Genomic DNA, 16,639 nt, shown 5'->3' with positions numbered 1-16,639 from the left:
CCGCTCGCGGGGCGAGACACGACGATTATGGCTGGACAGGCTGGCGCTTTTTGGCGGAGCGGCGCTCGCCTGCCGATTCCTGGCTTGTCGCGCGCAGCGCGTCCAGACCGACGCCGCCAAGCGCGGCCGCGCCGCGGGCGTAAACGATATTGTCGAGGAACTGCCGTGCGCAATTCTCCCAAGTGAAGGTCAGCGCATGCGCCCGCGCCGCCTCTCGGCTGATGTCGAGCGCGGCGAGCGCCGCCGACCGCAAATCTTCGTCCAGCGCGCCAGCGCCGCTCGCGCCGACGACGTCGAGCGGACCCATCACCGGATAGGCCGCGACCGGCAGGCCGCAGGCCATGGCTTCGAGCAGCACGATGCCGAACGTGTCGGTGCGGCTCGGAAAGACGAAAACGTCCGACGAGGCGTAGAGCGCCGCAAGTTCGGCGCTCGATTTCACGCCAAGGAACCGGGCCTGCGGAAATCGCGCTTCAAGACCGGCGCGCGCTGGCCCGTCGCCGGCGACGAGCTTTGTTCCCGGCAGATCAAGGGACAGAAAGGCCTCGATGTTTTTTTCGACGGCGAGTCGCCCGGCGTAAAGGAAAATCGGCCGCTGAAAGGGGAGCGACGCCGCCGCATCGGGCGTGAACAGCGCGTGGTCGACGCCGCGCGACCAGCGCAAAATTCGCCGAAATCCGCGCTCCGACAATTCGCGAGAAAGGCTCGGCGTCGACACCATGACGCCAGCGCCGGCATTGTGGAAGCGGCGCAAAGCCGCATAGGAAAGCCCGACGGGCAGTCCGAAGCGCGCCTGAATATATTCGGGGAAGCGCGTGTGAAAGCTCGTTGTGAAGCAGCGGCGCGCCCGCAGCAGCACGGCGCGGGTCACCAGTCCGATGGGGCCTTCCGTCGCAATATGGACGTGATCATAGCCCTCTTCGAGCCGCCGGCGAACGGCGCGCGGCGAAGCGAGCGCCAGCCCGATTTCGGGATAGGTCGGCATCGGCAGCGAGTTGAAGTCGCGCGGGGTCAGAAAGTCGATTTCGGCGCCCAGCGCGCGGGCTGACTGCGCCATGGTTTCAAGCGATCGGACGACGCCATTCACCTGCGGACGCCAGGCGTCCGTCGCCACCAATATTCTCATCAGGCCGCCACAGCTCTCTCGTTTTGCAAGGCCTTGGCGCTTTCTGCGGCCTCCGCCGCCTCGCGTTCAGCCGCGGTGTTATGCCAGCGCAAAATCTCGAATGCGCCGTCCTGGTGTTCGGCGATCGCGGTGCAGCTTTCGACGAAATCCCCGGTATTGATGTAGAGCTTGCCGGCGATGGTCTTGATCGTCGCGTGATGGATATGGCCGCAGATTACGCCGTCGACATTGCGCCGCGCGGCCTCGGAGGCCAAAGCGTTCTCGAAATCGCCGATGAAATTGACGGCGTTCTTGACCTTCAGCTTCGCCCAGGCGGAAAGCGACCAGTAGCCAACGCCAAACATCCGGCGCGCACGGTTGAACCAAGTGTTGACGACAATCGCAAAATCATAGGCCCAGTCGCCGAAGAAGGCGAGCCAGCGGGCGTTGCGCACGACAATGTCGAATTGGTCGCCGTGAATGACGAGCATGGTCTTGCCGTCGGCGGTCTCATGCAGCGCGTCGTCGACGACTTCGACGCCGCCGAAATTGAGCCCGGTGTAATCGCGCGCGAATTCGTCGTGATTGCCCGGCACATAGATGACGCGCGCGCCTTTTCGCGCCTTGCGCAGGAGCTTCTGGACGACATCATTATGGGCCTGGGGCCAGTACCAGCCGTTCTTCAGACGCCAGCCGTCGACGATGTCGCCGACGAGGTAGAATGTGTCGGCGTCGTTATGCTTGAGAAAGTCGACCAGCAGTTCAGCCTGGGCGCCCCTCGCGCCAAGATGCAGATCGGACAAAAAAAGCGTCCGATAGCGCTTGGCTGCATGTTCACTTGCCGGATCCGACATCTGCGCCGTGTTGGAGCGCGCCGCTTGGGAGACCTTCACCCTGGCGTTTCTGTCGAGCATGAGCTGTTCGCCTCTTGCCTTCGCCGCTTGGCCTGATTGACCAGATTCGCATCACAGCCAGATGACATGGCCGTCTCGGGCTCGAGCAAACGCGAGGTCGGGGAAAGGCGGGAAGGATTCGCTGTTCGATATTTCGAACGCATTCGGCTATCTTGCCGATCGATTCTGAAAACTACGGGCGCGGCTGAAGCGCTGGGGATGATGGGCGTCGAAGGCCAGGACAAGCAAAAAATGCTGGAGGCGGGCGCGCTAGCGCTATCTGGGCAGCTCGGCGCGACCGTGCAGCGCCTGCGCAAGGCCTATAATTTGTCGCTTTCCGAACTCTCTCAGCAGTCTGGAGTCGCCAAGTCCATCATCAGCCAGATCGAACGCAATGAAACCAATCCGACGCTCGCCACCATCTGGCGTCTCGCGCAGGCGCTCGACGTCTCGATCGAGCGGGTTTTGCAGACGACGGAGGATGAACCCTTCCTCGAGAAAACCAGCAAGGCCGACACGCCCATCCTGGTGTCCGACGACGGCAAATGCCGGCTTGAGATCATCGGCTGGATCAAGACCGTCGAATGGCTGCAGTGCTATGAATTCGCCGCCGCGCCTGGCGGCGTGCTGGAATCCGAGGCGCATCAGCACGGCTCGGTCGAGAGCCTGTCTGTGCGCGACGGCGAGCTTGAGGTCGAGGTCGCCGGAGCGAAATCGAGCGTGAAAGCAGGCGAAACCCTGCGCTATCGCTGCGACCGGCCGCACATTATCCGCAACCTCGGCAAAACGCCGGCGCAGGCGACGATGGTGTGCATTCTGAAGGCGGCGGTGATGGAATGACTCGCCGCCGCGTCGCGCCCGGGAGCGTTTGCGGCGGCCGATGACGCGCTCGGTGCGTCAGGAGTGCAATTCGCCGACGTGCTTTTGCGAGTAAAGCTGAACGCCGAGCTGCTTGATCAATTCAAGCTGGGTCTCGAGGAAGTCGATGTGCTTTTCCTCGCTCTTCACGACGCTTTCGAAAAGCTGCTCCGAAACGCGATCGTTGATCGAGAGGCAATAGGCCGCGGCTTCGAGATAGAGGTCGCGGGCGCCGAGCTCGGTCTCGAGGTCCGCCTTGATGATCTCCTCGACGGATTGGCCGATGCGCAGCGGATCGAGCACCTGCATATTCGGGAAGCCTTCGAGGAAGAGGATACGCTCGGCGAAATGATCCGCGTGATGCATTTCCTCAATCGACTCTTCGCGCCATTTTTTGGCGAGCTCGAGGAAACCCCAATTGTGGAATATGCGGAAATGCAGCCAGTACTGATTGACCGCGGTCAATTCTGCGCGCAATCCGCGATTGAGATAATCGATGACTTTCGCGTCACCGCGCATGTCCGCATCCTTTCCAATGAAATAGACTTAGGCTGCCAGTTCGTCGGCGCGACAGCCTTCACAATCGCCGCTCCCCGGGCACTCGTCCAATCCTCGCGCGGCGTGCTGGTCGACGATGGCGACGATGCTGCGCACGCAGCGCCCGCATTTCGCCTCGCAGCCCATATGCCGGAACACAGCTGAGACCGAAGGCCGGTCACCGCGTGGCCCAAGCGTATCGCGCACATCGCGGTCCGACAGGACGTTGCACGAACAGACGATCATTACTTAGCCTAGTTTGGAAAGGTTGCAAACTACTTTCTGGAAAGGTTGCAAATTTCCTTCTTTGGAAAGATTGCAAACTACCTTTCGTATCAGTAGGTTACAATATCTCCTCTCGTTTGCCAACTCTCGCGTGTCGCCTTTCCGACAGACCCGCGCCGATGAACTCTGATTGGCAAGGACCATGCCGGTTTATCAAATACATTTTGGACGAATTGGCCTCCGGGCAAGTGTCAAAAAAAGAGCCGCGAACAACGTCCGCGACTCTTGATGTTTGGGTTAATCCTTTCTTACCAGTGACGGTGTCCCCAGCCTCCGCCGCCCCAACCGTGTCCAGGCCCGCCCCAGCCATGTCCGCCCCAGCCAGGCCCATGCCCGCCCCAGCCATGTCCGCCCCAGCCTGGGCGCCGCCAACCATAGCCGCCGCCCCAACCGGGACCACCCCAGCCGTAGCCGCCACCCCAGCCGTAGCCGGGCCGCCACCAGCACCGGTAGGGTCCGCATACCCAGCGCGCCTTCTCGCCGCCCGGACCCAGCTGAGCCGCGGGCGTGCGATCTATCCCCGGCAGCGCGGAAGCCTCCGACGCGAATGGGCTCGAAGCCAGAACCAAAAGAAGCGCGGCGAAGGCCGGCTTGATTGGCGCCGATAGGGTTTTGACGGCTGCCGATCTCATGGAGCATCCTCCTTTTGAGAATTGATGGAACCGTTTCCCCATTACGGCGAACGCTCTGAACCGAGGCTGAAACTTCCGTTCATCAAAGGGTTATGAATGTCCAAACTCCTGGGGGCGCTCGATCAGGGCACGACGAGCACCCGCTTCGTCTTGATGGACAAGAGCGGCGGGATCGTCGCTAAGGCGCAGCGCGAACACCGGCAGATCTATCCCCGCCCCGGCTGGGTCGAACATGACGCCGCCGAGATTTGGCGCAATGCGCAGGCCGTGATCGCGGCGGCGCTGGCTGAGGCCAAGGTCTCGGCCCGCGACCTCTCGGCCGTCGGCGTCACCAATCAGCGCGAGACGACCCTCTTATGGGATGCGGCGACCGGCGCGCCCCTTCATCACGCGATCGTCTGGATGGATACGCGCACGCAAGCCGCCGTCGATCGGATCGCGGCGCAAGGTCTGGGCGAACTGGTCCGCGCAAACACGGGACTGCCGCTCGCGACCTATTTTTCCGCGCTCAAGCTCGCCTGGCTTCTCGACGAAGTCCCCGGCGCGCGCGAAAGGACGGCGCAGGGCGCGGCGCTTTTCGGCACGATCGATTCCTGGATCCTCTGGAATCTGACCGGCGGCCCCAACGGCGGCCGCCATCTCATCGACGCGACCAACGCCTCGCGCACGCAGCTGATGAATCTCGAAACCCTGCAATGGGATCAAGAACTGCTGCGGATCTTCGACATTCCCGCGGCCTGCCTGCCGAAAATATGCTCGTCGAGCGAGGTCTATGGGGAATGCGTCGGCGCGCTCGCCGGCGTTCCGCTCGCCGGCGCGCTCGGCGACCAGCACGCCGCGCTGCTCGGCCAAGCCTGCGTCAATGTTGGCGACGCCAAGAACACCTACGGCACCGGCTGTTTTCTGCTGATGAACGTCGGCGAGACGCCGCGCATCTCGACCAAGGGCCTGCTGACGACGCTCGCCTATCAGCTTGGAGACGCCAAACCCTGTTACGCGCTGGAAGGTTCGATCGCGATCGCCGGCGCTCTGGTGCAGTGGCTACGAGACAATCTCGGGATCATCAAAGAGAGCCGCGAGATCGAGACGCTGGCGAGAAGCGTGCCGGACAATGGCGACGTCTATTTCGTGCCGGCCTTCTCCGGTCTGTTTGCGCCACGATGGCGGGGCGACGCCCGCGGGATCATCGCCGGGCTGACGCGATTCTCCAACAAGGGCCATATCGCCCGCGCGGCGCTCGAAGCTGCGGCGTTTCAGACCCGGGAAGTCCTGGCGGCGATGATCGCCGACGCGGGCGTCGAGATCAGCGCGCTCAAGGTCGACGGCGGCATGGCTGGGAGCGATTTGTTGATGCAGTTTCAGGCCGATATCATCGACGCGCCGGTCGTCCGGCCCAGCCAGCTGGAGTTGACGGCGGTCGGCGCCGCCTATGCGGCGGGCCTTGCCGTCGGCGTCTACAAAAGCTTGGATGACATCGCCGCGCACACGCGAGAATCGCGTCGCTTTACGCCCCATATGACGCCGCAGGAACGGGCGCGCCTGATCGCGTCCTGGGAAAAAGCCGTCGAGCGCTCGCTCGGCTGGGCGATCTGACATTTCCAAGCCTTGCCTGCGCTATTCGAAATCGACGCTCAAACCGTGCTTTTCGATCTGTTTTTCGACCGCGTCGAGGATTTTCTGCAGCTCCTCGATGCCGATCGGCGTTTCATCGTCGGGCGCGTCCCAATGTTCGAGGTCGTCGAGACGCACGATGAAATCGGCGTCTTCTTCTGAGTCGCCGTCCGGCGGCGCGGCGGGAATGGTGAGCGTTTTCCCCGCGCGGCGCACGCGAATCGCGCCCTCCGTCACCTCGACCTGATAGCCGCCTGCGCGTCGCGCCATGGCTCCCCTCCAGCCTCGCAGCTCTCATGCGTCGAGAAGTCCGGCGTGAGCGGCGGCCTTGCGCATGAGGGTGGGCAATCCTTCTTTACCCAGATTGGCGCGCGCCGCCCAGCGGCAATCTGCGGGCGCCGCTTTGGCGCGCGTATGCGCGACGAACACTGTCGCCTCCAGCGCGAAATGCGTGAAGATATGCGTCAGCGGCTCTTTAAGCGCGCGCCAGCGCGCCGCGCAGGGCGCGAAACGCGGAAGATCCGCGGCGGCGATATCCTGCGTCAAAGGCGTCGACGGGAAGGCGTTCATGCCGCCGAAGAGCCCGCGCGGCGGCCGGCGCAGGAGCAACGCCTCGTCGCCGCGCCGCAGGATAAAGATCGCGCCGCGGCGCTTGGGCTTGGGCGCCTTGATCTCTCGCGCCGGATAGTCGCTCTGCGCGTTCTGACGCCGCGCCGCGCAATCGGGCGACAGCGGACAGGCGGGACAGTCCGGCGTTCGCGGCGCGCAAATAAGCGCGCCGAGCTCCATCAGCGCCTGGACGGAATCTCCCGGGCGCGCGGGGCTCATCAGCGCCGCGGCCTTTTCGCGGATCAGCGGCGCGACCTTGCGCGGCGGCGCCTCGATTGCGTGAAGGCGCGCAATGACGCGCTCGACATTGCCGTCGACGGCGACGCAGGGCTGATCGAAAGCGATGGCGGTGATCGCCGCCGCCGTATAGGGACCGACTCCGGGAAGCCGGCGCAGAGCCGCTTCGTCGCGCGGAAAGCGCCCCTGATAGGCTTCCGCGACCGCACGCGCGCAGGCGTGCAGATTGCGCGCCCGGGCGTAATAGCCGAGCCCCGCCCATTGCGCGAGAACGTCGTCGAGCGGCGCGCGCGCCAGATCCTCGATCGCCGGCCAGCGCGAGAGAAACGCCGCGTAACGCTCCTTCACCGTCGCGACGGTCGTCTGCTGCAACATGATTTCCGAAAGCCATACCCGATAGGGGTCCGGCGCTTCGCCGGGCCGCGCGCGCCAGGGCAGGTCGCGCCGATGGGCGTCGTACCAGGCGAGCAGCGCCGCGCCGGGTTTGGTCGATCTCGCGCGAGGCTTTATCATGAGAGCGATTGATAGAGGGCGAAGCTTCGCCCCGGCAAGGAGGGCGGCGTCGCCGCAAGTCCAATGAGCGTCCCCATGCGCGCCAAAGGCTTCAAAGCGCGCTCGCTCGCGGATTATGTTGCGCGCGAACTCGATCCGCTCATCGCCGCGCGCGGCTTCGGGGAAGCGTCGCTGCTTTTGTGCTGGCGCGAGATCGTCGGGGCGCGAATCGCACGAATCTGCGCGCCCGCCTCGCTGCAGTGGCCGCCGCAGCGTCGGGCGAAGCCGGCCGACCCCTCGCCGGGGAAGCGCCGCGAGAAGACGCCGCGAGAGCCGGCGACTCTCGTGCTGCGGGTGGACCCAGGCTTTGGGCTTGAGGCGCAGCATCTCGCCCCAACTATTATCGATCGGGTCAATGCGCATCTTGGCTGGCGCTGCGTCGCGCGGATCGCGCTGCGACAGGAAGCCATAATCCCTGCAACTGCGTCTCGGCCGAGCCCCGGCCGAGCGCCAAAGCCCGACGCGGCGGCGCGCGCCCGCGCCATCGAGGCGGCCGAGGGCGTCGCCGAGGAAGGCCTGCGCGATGCGCTCATCAGGCTCGGCGAACGCGCGCTCGCCGGCGCAAACGGCGCGCCCGGCGACGCTTGAGGGCGCCCCTGCGAAGGCTTGCAATCGCGAACGCTTGCTTTTAGGTTCGCGCCGCAAGAGCGCGGCTCGCGAAAAAGTGGAGCCCGGTTTTTCGCATAGAGCGCGCTCTAAACTATAGAGATCGATCACGTTATCCGCCCTTGGGCGGAGTCGCCCAAGGGCGGCGTGATCTTGTGCCGCCATAGCTCAGTTGGTTAGAGCACCAGATTGTGGATCTGGGGGTCCCCCGTTCGAGCCGGGGTGGCGGTACCATGTTCTTAGCGGCCGCAAATGCAGCGAGCCGATTCCGACTTGATCGGGTCGCCGCGGAGGCTTCAAGGCGGGCCGGCACGCGACCCACTGCCGTCGATGTCCCGACGACGATCGCTGATTTCGGTGGCGAACTACGCCCTTCCCGACAAAGGCGCGGCGGGAGCCGTGTTCGGCTCCGGCCTGATCACCGTGGCCTTTTGCATGGTCTATTGGCTCGCCAATCCCACCGGCGGGCTGGATTGAGCGGGCCGGTCGAGCGCGTCTAGTAGAAGGCCAACTGATCCGTTTGCTGGGTCTGTCATTCCCGGCAGCCGAAGGCTGACCGGGAATCCAGAGCAACTTTAACGATGCTTGTCGCGACTCTGGATTCCCGATCGCGCTGCGCGCGTCGGGAATGACATCCGCGCCGGTGCGAGCCTACAGCAGACTGCCTTCCGAGATCGCCCGAAGGCCAAAGCCCAGGGCGATGATTCCCCATCCTTTGAACAGCAAATCGATGCCAAGGAAGGTTCCGATCGCCCAAAGCCCGGTGAACGGCCAGCCGGTCACCAGCAGCGCGCCAAGCAGCAGCGCGACGCCGCCCTGTAGGAGATACATCCACAGACCGTCGATCTGAGAGGTCAACGCAAAACCGATGACGAGTATGCCTTGGGCAATGAAATAGAAGGCGATGAGAAGCGTGATCGCTTCGGCGCTGATCGCCGGGCGCGTCAGCAGCATGATTCCGACGATCCCCAGAAGAACCGCCCAGAGGACGTGGACGAAGAAGTCTGTCCACAGGCCCGCGGCCGAAAAGGCGAATATGAGAACCGACACCGCGCTGACGATGAGCAGCGCGCCAAGAAAGCCGACCGCGATGAACGTCGCCATCCTGGCTCGGATGATCGCGAGGATTCCCAGCGCCCCGACGAATATTCCCAAGGCGATGACCCAGCCCCAGTGAACAGCGAGGACATCGGGGGCGCTTGAAAGGAAAGAGTCAAACTGTCGCTGCATCTAAGGCTTCCATGGTGAGGTGAAGAAAGCGGGATCTTTGCCGATTAGACGCAAATAGCAAGCCGATAATTGTGACCGAACGATGCGGGGAACCGTCGCGCCGAGCTGGCGAGCGATCATCGACGACCGCCTGCACACGCCGATCCAAAGCATTGCGGCTGCCTGCCTCTCACTCGCGACTATATTGTCCTGCAGGGCGCTGCACGCGCGAGCGTGCATGAGCTTTTGCTTGCCGCGCCGAATGAGAGCAAAGAGCCGTGCCGCGCCATTTCGACCCTGCGCTGATCAACGAGCCTTTCGACGATCCGGGTCTTTACGTCGATCTCGTTTTCGAAAAGCGGGCGCTGCTGTTCGATCTTGGCGACCTTGCACGGCTTTCGCCCCGTAAGATGCTGCGAATCAGCGACGTCTTCGTCACGCACCTGCATATGGATCACTTCGCGGGCTTCGATCAGCTGCTGCGGCGGCTGCTCGGGCGGGAAATGACGCTTGGCGTTTACGGACCCCTCGGCATAATCGATGCGGTGGAGCATAAGCTCAAAGCCTATTCCTGGAACCTCATCGGCGGCTACGAGGGCAATCTGACATTCCGGGTGACCGAAATGGACGAATCCGGGCGCGCTGCTTCCGCTTCATTTTCAGGTCGAACGCAATTTGCGCGTCGCGACGAAGAGAAGAGCCAATCGAGCGAGGGGGTGCTGCTGAAAGAGTCGGGAATACAGGTTCGCGCCACGACGCTCGATCATGGCCTTCCTGTGCTGGCGTTCGCGCTGGAGGAGCGCGCGCATATCAACATTTGGCGCAACAAGCTGGCCGCATTGGGTCTCGCCGTGGGACCGTGGCTGCGGGCGTTCAAGGAGGCGACGCTTGGCGGCGCCAATGATTCGGACCTCATCAAGGTCGCCTGGGCTGAGGCGGAAGACAAAAAACCCGACGCCCTGCCCTTCGGAATGCTCAAGAAGGAGATCATGAAGATCTCCTCGGGCCGCAAGATCGCCTATGTCGTCGATTGCGCCTATACCGAACGCAACATCGAACGAATCGTAAAGCTCGCGAAAAGCGCGGACACTCTCTTCATCGAAGGAGGATTTTTGGAGCGCGACTCTGCCGCCGCGTCCCAGCGGCGACATCTGACGGCGCGTCAGGCGGGAACGATCGCGCGCCGCGCCGGCGTGAAGCGGCTCGTGACCTTCCATTACTCGCCTCGCTACAAGGGCGAGAGCGCGGAGCTTGCGCGGGAAGCTCAGGACGCGTTTCTTAGAGCAGGTTCCGAAAAAGTTGACAGACTTTTTCGATGAGAACCTGCTCTAACGTTTTTATTTTGAGCGATTCCTTATCGATCACATGATTCCATGTGATCGGGAAGCGCTTAGCGCTGAATATTCGGGAGCGGGACGCAGTCCATGAAGCTTATTCGATCGGCGACTTTTTTCCTTTGTGCGGCGCTATTGTTTTCAGTCGACGCCGTCGGCGCCGAGAGGAGCCGTTCCGTCATTCCGCTGACCTTGACCCAGGATGAATATCTTGGCGGGCGCATTTACCTGCCAGTCCGCATCGGCAACGTCATGGGAAGCATGCGCCTTGACACTGGCGCCTCGAGCACGCGCATCAGGCTGGCGCCCTGGAACAAGGACCTGCCGGTTCTTGGCGCAAGCCTCTCCACCGGGGCGTCGGGCGCGACAATGCGCTGTGACGATGTCGAAGCGCAGAATGTCGAACTCGTCGCCGATCAAGGAAACAATGTCGCGCGAGCGAAATATCAACTCACGCGATGTCCGCCTGGCGACGCTGACGATCTTTTGGGGCTGGACTTTTTCAAAGGCGCACGGTTCAGCCTCGATATCGATCGCCGCGAACTCATTTTTTTCGGCGACGCGACGGCGAGCGGCCGCCCAAAGCCGTTTCGGCGGCTGGGACCCGATGGACGTCTTGTCGGCGTCGACCTGCGGCTCGGCGCCACGGCGGCGGTCGGCCTGTTCGACTCGGGCGCGGAAGTCTCGGCCGTCGATCAGCAATTCATACGCAAGCACAAAGGGCTGTTCACGGCCGTGAAGGCCAAAGCCCGGGCAAGCGGCGTCGGCGGAAAGCGCATTTCCTTGAAGGTCTACAAGATCAAGTCGCTTGACCTGGGCGAAGGCGGCGTCCTGCACGACCTCTATGCGATCTCCTACGACTTCGGCGCCTTGCGCGCCGCGCTTGGCCGCGATGTTTCTTTCCTGATCGGCTACAATCTCATCCGCAGATTTGCCTGGGACTTTGATTTTCGCGCGCCGGATTCGCCGACTTGGGACGCGAAGCTGAAATAGACGATCGCGCGGCGCCGCGCGAGCGCAGCGCACCCGAGTTTGTGATGGTCGCAGCGGCGAACGCGTCTAGAAGTTCACTTTAGACGCGAGATAGAATGTGCGGCCCGGAGAGGGATATCCGTCAGCGAGCACATAGTAGTCATCGAATGCATTTCGCACGCCGGCGGAGAATTTGATATTGTCGCCCGGCGTATAATCGGCGTTGAAGTTCGTGAGGCAAAAGGCGCCCGTCCGGTAATACCAATTGCCGTTTGTTATGGACGTCCAGCGATCGCCGGCCACTTCAATGCTGGGCGTCAAGGTCAGCTGGGGAATGGGACGGTAGCCGGCGTAAAGAAACATCTTGAGATCGGGCACCCCCGTCGGCTGAAAATTGACGATCGACGGCGAATTGACCCGGCGCCGAATCAGCGTGACGTTGCCGCCGAGCGAGAAATCCTCGCGCACGAAATAATCTGCGGAGATTTCCGCGCCCCAGAATCTGCCGCCGCCGACGTTCTGAGATTGCGTGACGTTCACGCCGAACTGCGGCGCTGGCACGCTTTGGATGAGATTGTCGACGAGGCTGTAGAAGACGTCGATCGACACCCGGCTGCCGGGCGCGAAGAGGCTTGACCAGCCGAGATCGAAATTGGTTGCGCGCTCCGGCATGAGCGCCGGATTGGACGTCGCGCCGCCAAAGCGGGTGCTGAAACGCTCGAAGAGCGTGGGATAGCGCGTCCGGCTCGAACCATTGAAGTAGACGCGGTCCGTATCGTTGTAGCGCCAGATGGCCGCACCCTGATAGTTCGGCGCCTGCACGTCGATGGGCCGATAGTCGATAACGCCCTGCGGAACGGCAAAGCCTTGCGCCTGGCGCAGATGCCGCCAGTCGTAGCTAAAGCCGGCGACGATATCGATGTCCTGCCTCGGGTGGAATGTGTTCTCGACGGCCGCCGAATAGGTGTCCTCGATGCTCGAAATCACCGGCTGGGTGAAGCAGGGGACGCCGGTCACGCAGCCCGTGCGCGCGCCGCGAAAATTCTGTCCGAAATTCTCCTGCCATTCGGAATGATTGTCGAGGCGATAGAAGAACAGCGCTTTCAGCGTGTCGATGTCGCCGATCTGCGCGCCAGCCTCAACCTCGGCGCCGAGCGCATAATCGGCATATGCGCTGTTGAAGGATTTCGGCAGCGACTGCTTGATGAAGGAAGGATCGTCATAGGAGACGAGCGAATTGTCGAATTTGCTCCAATAGCCGCGCGTCTTCACATAGGAGGAGTCGCCGAGTTGAGTCTTCGACAGGAAATAAAGATTCTGGACCCGCCAGTAGGGCCATCGCCAGAAGCGCTGCGTGGAGATGGGATCGGTCGTATGGAGCGGCGCGCCCTTTTGGCCCTCTTGGCGGCTGAAGCTTAGTGAATATTCGTCGGTCGCGTTGGGCGTCACGCCCACGCGCGCATTGACATTGTAGTCTTGCGTATAGGATTGCTCGCGAAATCCCCATCCTTGAGCGAGAGTCGAGCGATAGCTCGCGGGCAGCATCCAGCCGTCGTAGTTCTGAAACGTGCCGCTGAGCTGCGCGTAATAGAGATCCTTTTTCGTGCCAGCGAAGCCGTAGGTCATCGGTCCTAGGAATGTGCCGTCGCGACCGAATTCGAATCGCGTGCGCCATTCGGCTTCGATCTCCCGAGTCGGTCTGCGCGTCACCAGATTGATCTGGCCGCCCATGCCGCCGGGGCCGTCGAGCACCGAAACATAGCCCTTGGCGATTTGCACTTCAGCGATGTCGGCGGTCAGAAAGCGCGCGAAATCGAGTCTGTTGTCGACCGGCAGATAAACGCGAACGCCGTCGACGGTGAGCGGCACCTGCCAGCGATCGAAACCGCGCACATAGATATTCTGCTCGTTGCGTGAATTGCCCGAGATCTGACTATTGACGCCCGGCGCGATATTGACCGCGCTGTCGAGCGTTGGCCGCGCAAAGGTCTCCATCTGTCTGTTGGTGATGGTGTAGCCGCCGAAGGCGTCGGTATGCTGACTGGGCGTCGGACCATTGTCGACCTTTTCGGATGGAACCCATGCAGGAGGCGCAGCGCCCACCCCGCCGACGCCGACGCCGGCGCCGGGCTGAGCGACCTTGGTCGGGACTCCAAGACGACGTTCCCCGACTTTGATCTGGCCGAGTTCGAAAGCCTTCGGCGCGCGCACCTCGATCGGCGGCAGCGGCGTCTGCGCGTTCATAGGAGTTGATAGCGAGAGAAGAACGCCGCCTGAAATCGCCGTCGTCGTCAGCAGCCTGGTCATCATTGCCCCCGTGAACGTCAGAGAGAGTTGAGGAAAGCGAGCAGCGCGTCGCGCTGGGGTTCGGGAAGATTGCGGAAGGCGTCGGCGGAGGATTGCGCTTCGCCGCCGTGCCAGAGGATCGCCTCGGCGGGCGTGCGCGCCCTGCCGTCATGCAGAAAATCGGCGCCGTCTCCGCCTTTGCCGGCGAGGCCCAGTCCCCAGAGCGGCGGCGTGCGCCAGTCTCGGGGACCAGCCTCGAAGTCTTCACGGCCGTCGGCGAGCCCGTCGCCCATGTCGTGCAGCAGAAGGTCGGTGTAGGGATGAATCTCGACGCCGTTGAGCGCGGGCTGCAGCGAGAAGTCCGCAACATGCAGCGCGTCGCGATGACAGTTCGAGCAGCCGATCTCATGGAAAAGAACGTCGCCGTCCTTGACTCGCGGGTCCCCGAGATTGCGGCGCGCTGGAGGGGCAAGCGCGCGGATGTAGGTCACGGCCGCGTCGAGCTGGGCGTCGGTCAATTCCGGCGTCGAAGCGCCGCGACGGCATTCGCTGTGAGACGGCGCGCAGCTCTCGACAGGAAACAGCGACGAGGTGACCCCGATGTCTTCGACGAAGGCGTTGGCGATCTGCTGCTTGAGATTTGGCTGATTGGCTTTGAGTCCAAAGCGGCCGAGCGTTCTCTGGCCGGTCTCAACGCTGAAGACGAAATTCGGTCTGCCTGCGCCGGCGAGAATTTCGCTCTCCGTGACCGCCTCGAGCAGACCCAGGCCGAAAACCGGCGGCGCGTTGCGCAGCGACGTCTTCGTCTCGGGCCCGAGCGGACCGTAAGCGAGATTGCGGAACGAGAGCGTCGGCCGACGAAGCCTTACTGTCGCGCCATCGGCGAGCGCCACATCGAATTCGGCGTATTCGACAACGGCCTGGCCTTCGCCAGCGACGCCGGGAACGCCTTCGGGATTGAGCTGAGCGCCGCATTCAGGATGAACGCGCGGTCCGCCATGCGCGTCCTTTCCCTCGACGCTCAGCCTCGCCGCCATCGTGCGCGCGACGCCATTTTCGCTGTCTGGCGCAGCGCCGCGGCCATTCTTGACGTGGCAGGCGATGCAGGAAAGTCGATTATAGAGCGGACCGAGACCGATAAAGTCGGGATGGTCCTGCGAAGGTCCGATGACCCAGGCTTGGCGGAAAATGCCGCTTCCCTTGCGAAAGCTCGCGGCATGTTCGCCGTCCAACCCTTCAACCGGCTGGATGAAGGCCTCGGTGTCGGGGCCGCTCGTCTCATAGCGCGCGGCGCCCGCGAGCATCGCGGCGCATAGAAGAACGCCGAAGCGTTTCATGGCGCCGGCTCCAGGCTTTTGACGAGCTCACGCGCCTGTCGCCGCGCCGCGCCGATCTCCTCGCGCCATTGTGCGATTTGCTGCGGATCGATGGCGTCGCGACGTGCGAAGCGCTCAAGGAAGGTTCTTGCGCCCGCGTCGCTTTGCGAAACCGGAATCAAGCCGGCGAGTCTCTTCGCTTCGCCGAGCGCCGCCATGGCTTTCGCATTGCCAGCGAATTTTTTCTCGACGTCGTGAATCTTGCGCCACAGTTCGGCGCTCTCGGCATGTCCTTCGACGATCGCGAGATCGAAGAGCAGCGCGATCAGCGGCGGCCGGCGGCGGCCGATCTCAGAATCGTAATCGAGGAGCGTTGACGCCGGCAGCGCAAAGGGGTTCGCAAAGTCCTGCGACGCGCTCTGATAGACATCCGGCCGGGCCGGATGCCGGCGGCTGTCGCGCTCCATCATCAGTAGCTGGCCGTCCGTCGATAGCAGGAAGTCGATGAAGGCCTGCGCGCCGGCGACATGCTTGGAGGCGGCGGTCATCGCGACGTGGGCGGGCAGAAACGCCGTACGCTCGGGATAGATCATCTCGACCGCCGCGCCATTGGCTTTGGCGATCTCGGCGAAGAAATCGATGGTCAGCGCGAGCGTCGCTTTGCCTTCCCGCACAGAGGCCGTCGGCGCGAATCCGGAATCGAGCAGCGTCGCCTCGCCGGCCATCTCGCTGAGGAGACGCCAACCTGCATCCCAACCCTCGCTTTGCAAAAGGATGTCATAGAGCGCAGGCGAGAAGCCGACCTTTGAGGCAATCGGCATGGCGAGCTGGCGCGCATATTCGGACGACGCGAGGTCGCGCCAGCGTCGCGGCGCAGAAAGGCCAGTTGCGGCCAGCGCGCTTGGATTCGCGACAATCCCATAGCCGGCGACGTCATAGGCTTCGTAGAGGCCGGCGGGATCGGACAATTGCTGCTGGCCAAGCCGGCCGGGAAGCGCGGCGCGGTCGACCGTTATCTTGCGAAATGCGCCCCGGTCGCGAAGACGCGCAAAATTCGCCGGCGCCGGCGCCCAATAGACGTCCGCGCCGCCCTGTTCGGGCTTGGCGAGTTCGGCAAGCGCGTCGCGGGACTGCTTCCAGACGAACTGAACGTGGCTTTGCGGATGGCCGCGCTCGAACTCCCGCTCATAGCGGGTCGTCAGTTCTTCAGGAAAGCTCGTGACGACGGTGATCGTCTCATTGGCCGAGGCGCCGGACGGCGCAGCGCCAAGAATGTTGAAAAGGCTTACGAATGCAGCGACGGCGACAGCGCGGATCATGTGATCGAGAACCGTTATGTAGTTAGCTTACATATTGCTTGACTACAAACGAGCGGTATAAAAGTCAACATCCGAACTTTAAGCAGCACATGATCAGTATATGTGCAAATGCCATAGGCCAATCGGTAATTGATATATTACCTTATGACATAGCGCTTTTGAAAAAATAGTGATGTTTTTCAATATGATAAAGCGAGTCAGTCTAGCGCTGCGCGCGTCGTTGGCGGCTTTTGTCCGTTTTTGTCGACTTCAAGACAAGATGCGCGAAACGAGCATTC

17 protein-coding genes and 1 tRNA gene are annotated in these 16,639 nt (G+C 62.8%); 7 read left to right on the top strand and 11 right to left on the bottom strand.

Annotated elements, in window-relative coordinates:
- Positions 1 to 25: 25 nt before the first annotated feature.
- Together NEI07_RS16395 and NEI07_RS16390 are read right to left on the bottom strand one after the other, a co-directional pair.
- Complete coding sequence (locus tag NEI07_RS16395) at positions 26 to 1,126, bottom strand: glycosyltransferase family 4 protein (protein ID WP_305123834.1); 1,101 nt, start codon at positions 1,124 to 1,126, stop codon at positions 26 to 28.
- Positions 1,126 to 1,959: a UDP-2,3-diacylglucosamine diphosphatase gene (locus tag NEI07_RS16390; protein ID WP_256036010.1), complete on the bottom strand. Its 834-nt coding sequence runs from the start codon at positions 1,957 to 1,959 to the stop codon at positions 1,126 to 1,128. Before NEI07_RS16390 ends, NEI07_RS16395 begins: the two co-directional genes overlap by 1 nt.
- A gap of 261 nt (positions 1,960 to 2,220) precedes the next feature.
- Here NEI07_RS16390 and NEI07_RS16385 point away from each other — a divergent pair, with 261 nt between their 5' ends.
- On the top strand, positions 2,221 to 2,838 hold the full coding sequence (locus NEI07_RS16385; protein ID WP_256036009.1) for a helix-turn-helix domain-containing protein: 618 nt from the start codon (positions 2,221 to 2,223) through the stop codon (positions 2,836 to 2,838).
- Between the two features lie 57 nt (positions 2,839 to 2,895).
- Here NEI07_RS16385 and bfr read toward each other — a convergent pair whose 3' ends face one another.
- From bfr to NEI07_RS16370, 3 genes are all read right to left on the bottom strand, one after another.
- The gene (bfr, locus tag NEI07_RS16380; protein ID WP_256036008.1) at positions 2,896 to 3,375 is read right to left on the bottom strand and encodes a bacterioferritin; all 480 of its coding nucleotides are present in this window, start codon (positions 3,373 to 3,375) and stop codon (positions 2,896 to 2,898) included.
- Between the two features lie 27 nt (positions 3,376 to 3,402).
- Complete coding sequence (locus NEI07_RS16375) at positions 3,403 to 3,639, bottom strand: (2Fe-2S)-binding protein (RefSeq protein ID WP_123174255.1); 237 nt, start codon at positions 3,637 to 3,639, stop codon at positions 3,403 to 3,405.
- Positions 3,640 to 3,926: 287 nt separating this feature from the next.
- Positions 3,927 to 4,310 (bottom strand): hypothetical protein, encoded by a 384-nt coding sequence (locus NEI07_RS16370; protein WP_256036005.1) that lies wholly within the window; start codon positions 4,308 to 4,310, stop codon positions 3,927 to 3,929.
- 96 nt (positions 4,311 to 4,406) lie between these two features.
- Between NEI07_RS16370 and glpK the strand changes: the two genes are divergently transcribed.
- Positions 4,407 to 5,903 (top strand): glycerol kinase GlpK, encoded by a 1,497-nt coding sequence (gene glpK, locus NEI07_RS16365; protein WP_256036004.1) that lies wholly within the window; start codon positions 4,407 to 4,409, stop codon positions 5,901 to 5,903.
- A 21-nt stretch (positions 5,904 to 5,924) separates the two neighbouring features.
- On the opposite strand, the gene NEI07_RS16360 is transcribed toward glpK, so the two are convergent.
- Both NEI07_RS16360 and mutY read right to left on the bottom strand, forming a co-directional pair.
- Positions 5,925 to 6,191 carry an Imm74 family immunity protein gene (locus NEI07_RS16360; RefSeq protein ID WP_256036003.1) on the bottom strand — a complete coding sequence of 89 codons (267 nt, stop codon included), beginning with the start codon at positions 6,189 to 6,191 and terminating at the stop codon, positions 5,925 to 5,927.
- 24 nt (positions 6,192 to 6,215) lie between these two features.
- A complete protein-coding gene (mutY, locus tag NEI07_RS16355; protein WP_256036001.1) occupies positions 6,216 to 7,280 on the bottom strand; it encodes an A/G-specific adenine glycosylase in 1,065 nt (354 codons plus the stop codon).
- A gap of 75 nt (positions 7,281 to 7,355) precedes the next feature.
- Here mutY and NEI07_RS16350 point away from each other — a divergent pair, with 75 nt between their 5' ends.
- The 3 genes from NEI07_RS16350 to NEI07_RS16340 all read left to right on the top strand — a co-directional run bounded on the left by NEI07_RS16350 (position 7,356) and on the right by NEI07_RS16340 (position 8,402).
- The gene (locus NEI07_RS16350) at positions 7,356 to 7,907 is read left to right on the top strand and encodes a DUF721 domain-containing protein (protein WP_256035998.1); all 552 of its coding nucleotides are present in this window, start codon (positions 7,356 to 7,358) and stop codon (positions 7,905 to 7,907) included.
- Between the two features lie 175 nt (positions 7,908 to 8,082).
- Positions 8,083 to 8,159 (top strand) — tRNA-His (locus NEI07_RS16345).
- 96 nt (positions 8,160 to 8,255) lie between these two features.
- Positions 8,256 to 8,402, top strand: a complete 147-nt coding sequence (locus NEI07_RS16340) for a hypothetical protein (protein WP_256035996.1) — start codon at positions 8,256 to 8,258, stop codon at positions 8,400 to 8,402.
- 174 nt (positions 8,403 to 8,576) lie between these two features.
- Here the strand turns inward: NEI07_RS16340 and NEI07_RS16335 are convergent, their stop codons facing one another.
- Complete coding sequence (locus NEI07_RS16335) at positions 8,577 to 9,155, bottom strand: HdeD family acid-resistance protein (protein ID WP_256035993.1); 579 nt, start codon at positions 9,153 to 9,155, stop codon at positions 8,577 to 8,579.
- Positions 9,156 to 9,412: 257 nt separating this feature from the next.
- Between NEI07_RS16335 and NEI07_RS16330 the strand changes: the two genes are divergently transcribed.
- Together NEI07_RS16330 and NEI07_RS16325 are read left to right on the top strand one after the other, a co-directional pair.
- Positions 9,413 to 10,453, top strand: a complete 1,041-nt coding sequence (locus NEI07_RS16330; protein WP_256035992.1) for a ribonuclease Z — start codon at positions 9,413 to 9,415, stop codon at positions 10,451 to 10,453.
- A gap of 105 nt (positions 10,454 to 10,558) precedes the next feature.
- Positions 10,559 to 11,461, top strand: a complete 903-nt coding sequence (locus tag NEI07_RS16325; RefSeq protein WP_256035991.1) for a pepsin/retropepsin-like aspartic protease family protein — start codon at positions 10,559 to 10,561, stop codon at positions 11,459 to 11,461.
- A 66-nt stretch (positions 11,462 to 11,527) separates the two neighbouring features.
- Here the strand turns inward: NEI07_RS16325 and NEI07_RS16320 are convergent, their stop codons facing one another.
- Genes NEI07_RS16320 through NEI07_RS16310 form a run of 3 tightly spaced genes read right to left on the bottom strand, consistent with a single transcriptional unit; the run spans position 11,528 to position 16,361 of the window.
- The gene (locus NEI07_RS16320; protein ID WP_256035990.1) at positions 11,528 to 13,747 is read right to left on the bottom strand and encodes a TonB-dependent receptor plug domain-containing protein; all 2,220 of its coding nucleotides are present in this window, start codon (positions 13,745 to 13,747) and stop codon (positions 11,528 to 11,530) included.
- A 17-nt stretch (positions 13,748 to 13,764) separates the two neighbouring features.
- The gene (locus NEI07_RS16315) at positions 13,765 to 15,063 is read right to left on the bottom strand and encodes a di-heme oxidoreductase family protein (RefSeq protein WP_256035989.1); all 1,299 of its coding nucleotides are present in this window, start codon (positions 15,061 to 15,063) and stop codon (positions 13,765 to 13,767) included.
- Positions 15,060 to 16,361, bottom strand: coding sequence for an ABC transporter substrate-binding protein (locus NEI07_RS16310; protein ID WP_256035988.1), 1,302 nt, complete (start codon positions 16,359 to 16,361; stop codon positions 15,060 to 15,062). Before NEI07_RS16310 ends, NEI07_RS16315 begins: the two co-directional genes overlap by 4 nt.
- Positions 16,362 to 16,639: the final 278 nt, after the last annotated feature.

Origin of the sequence: Methylocystis suflitae (genome assembly GCF_024448135.1) — a bacterium.
GTDB lineage: Bacteria > Pseudomonadota > Alphaproteobacteria > Rhizobiales > Beijerinckiaceae > Methylocystis > Methylocystis suflitae.
This window is presented reverse-complemented; position numbering and strand designations above follow the sequence as displayed.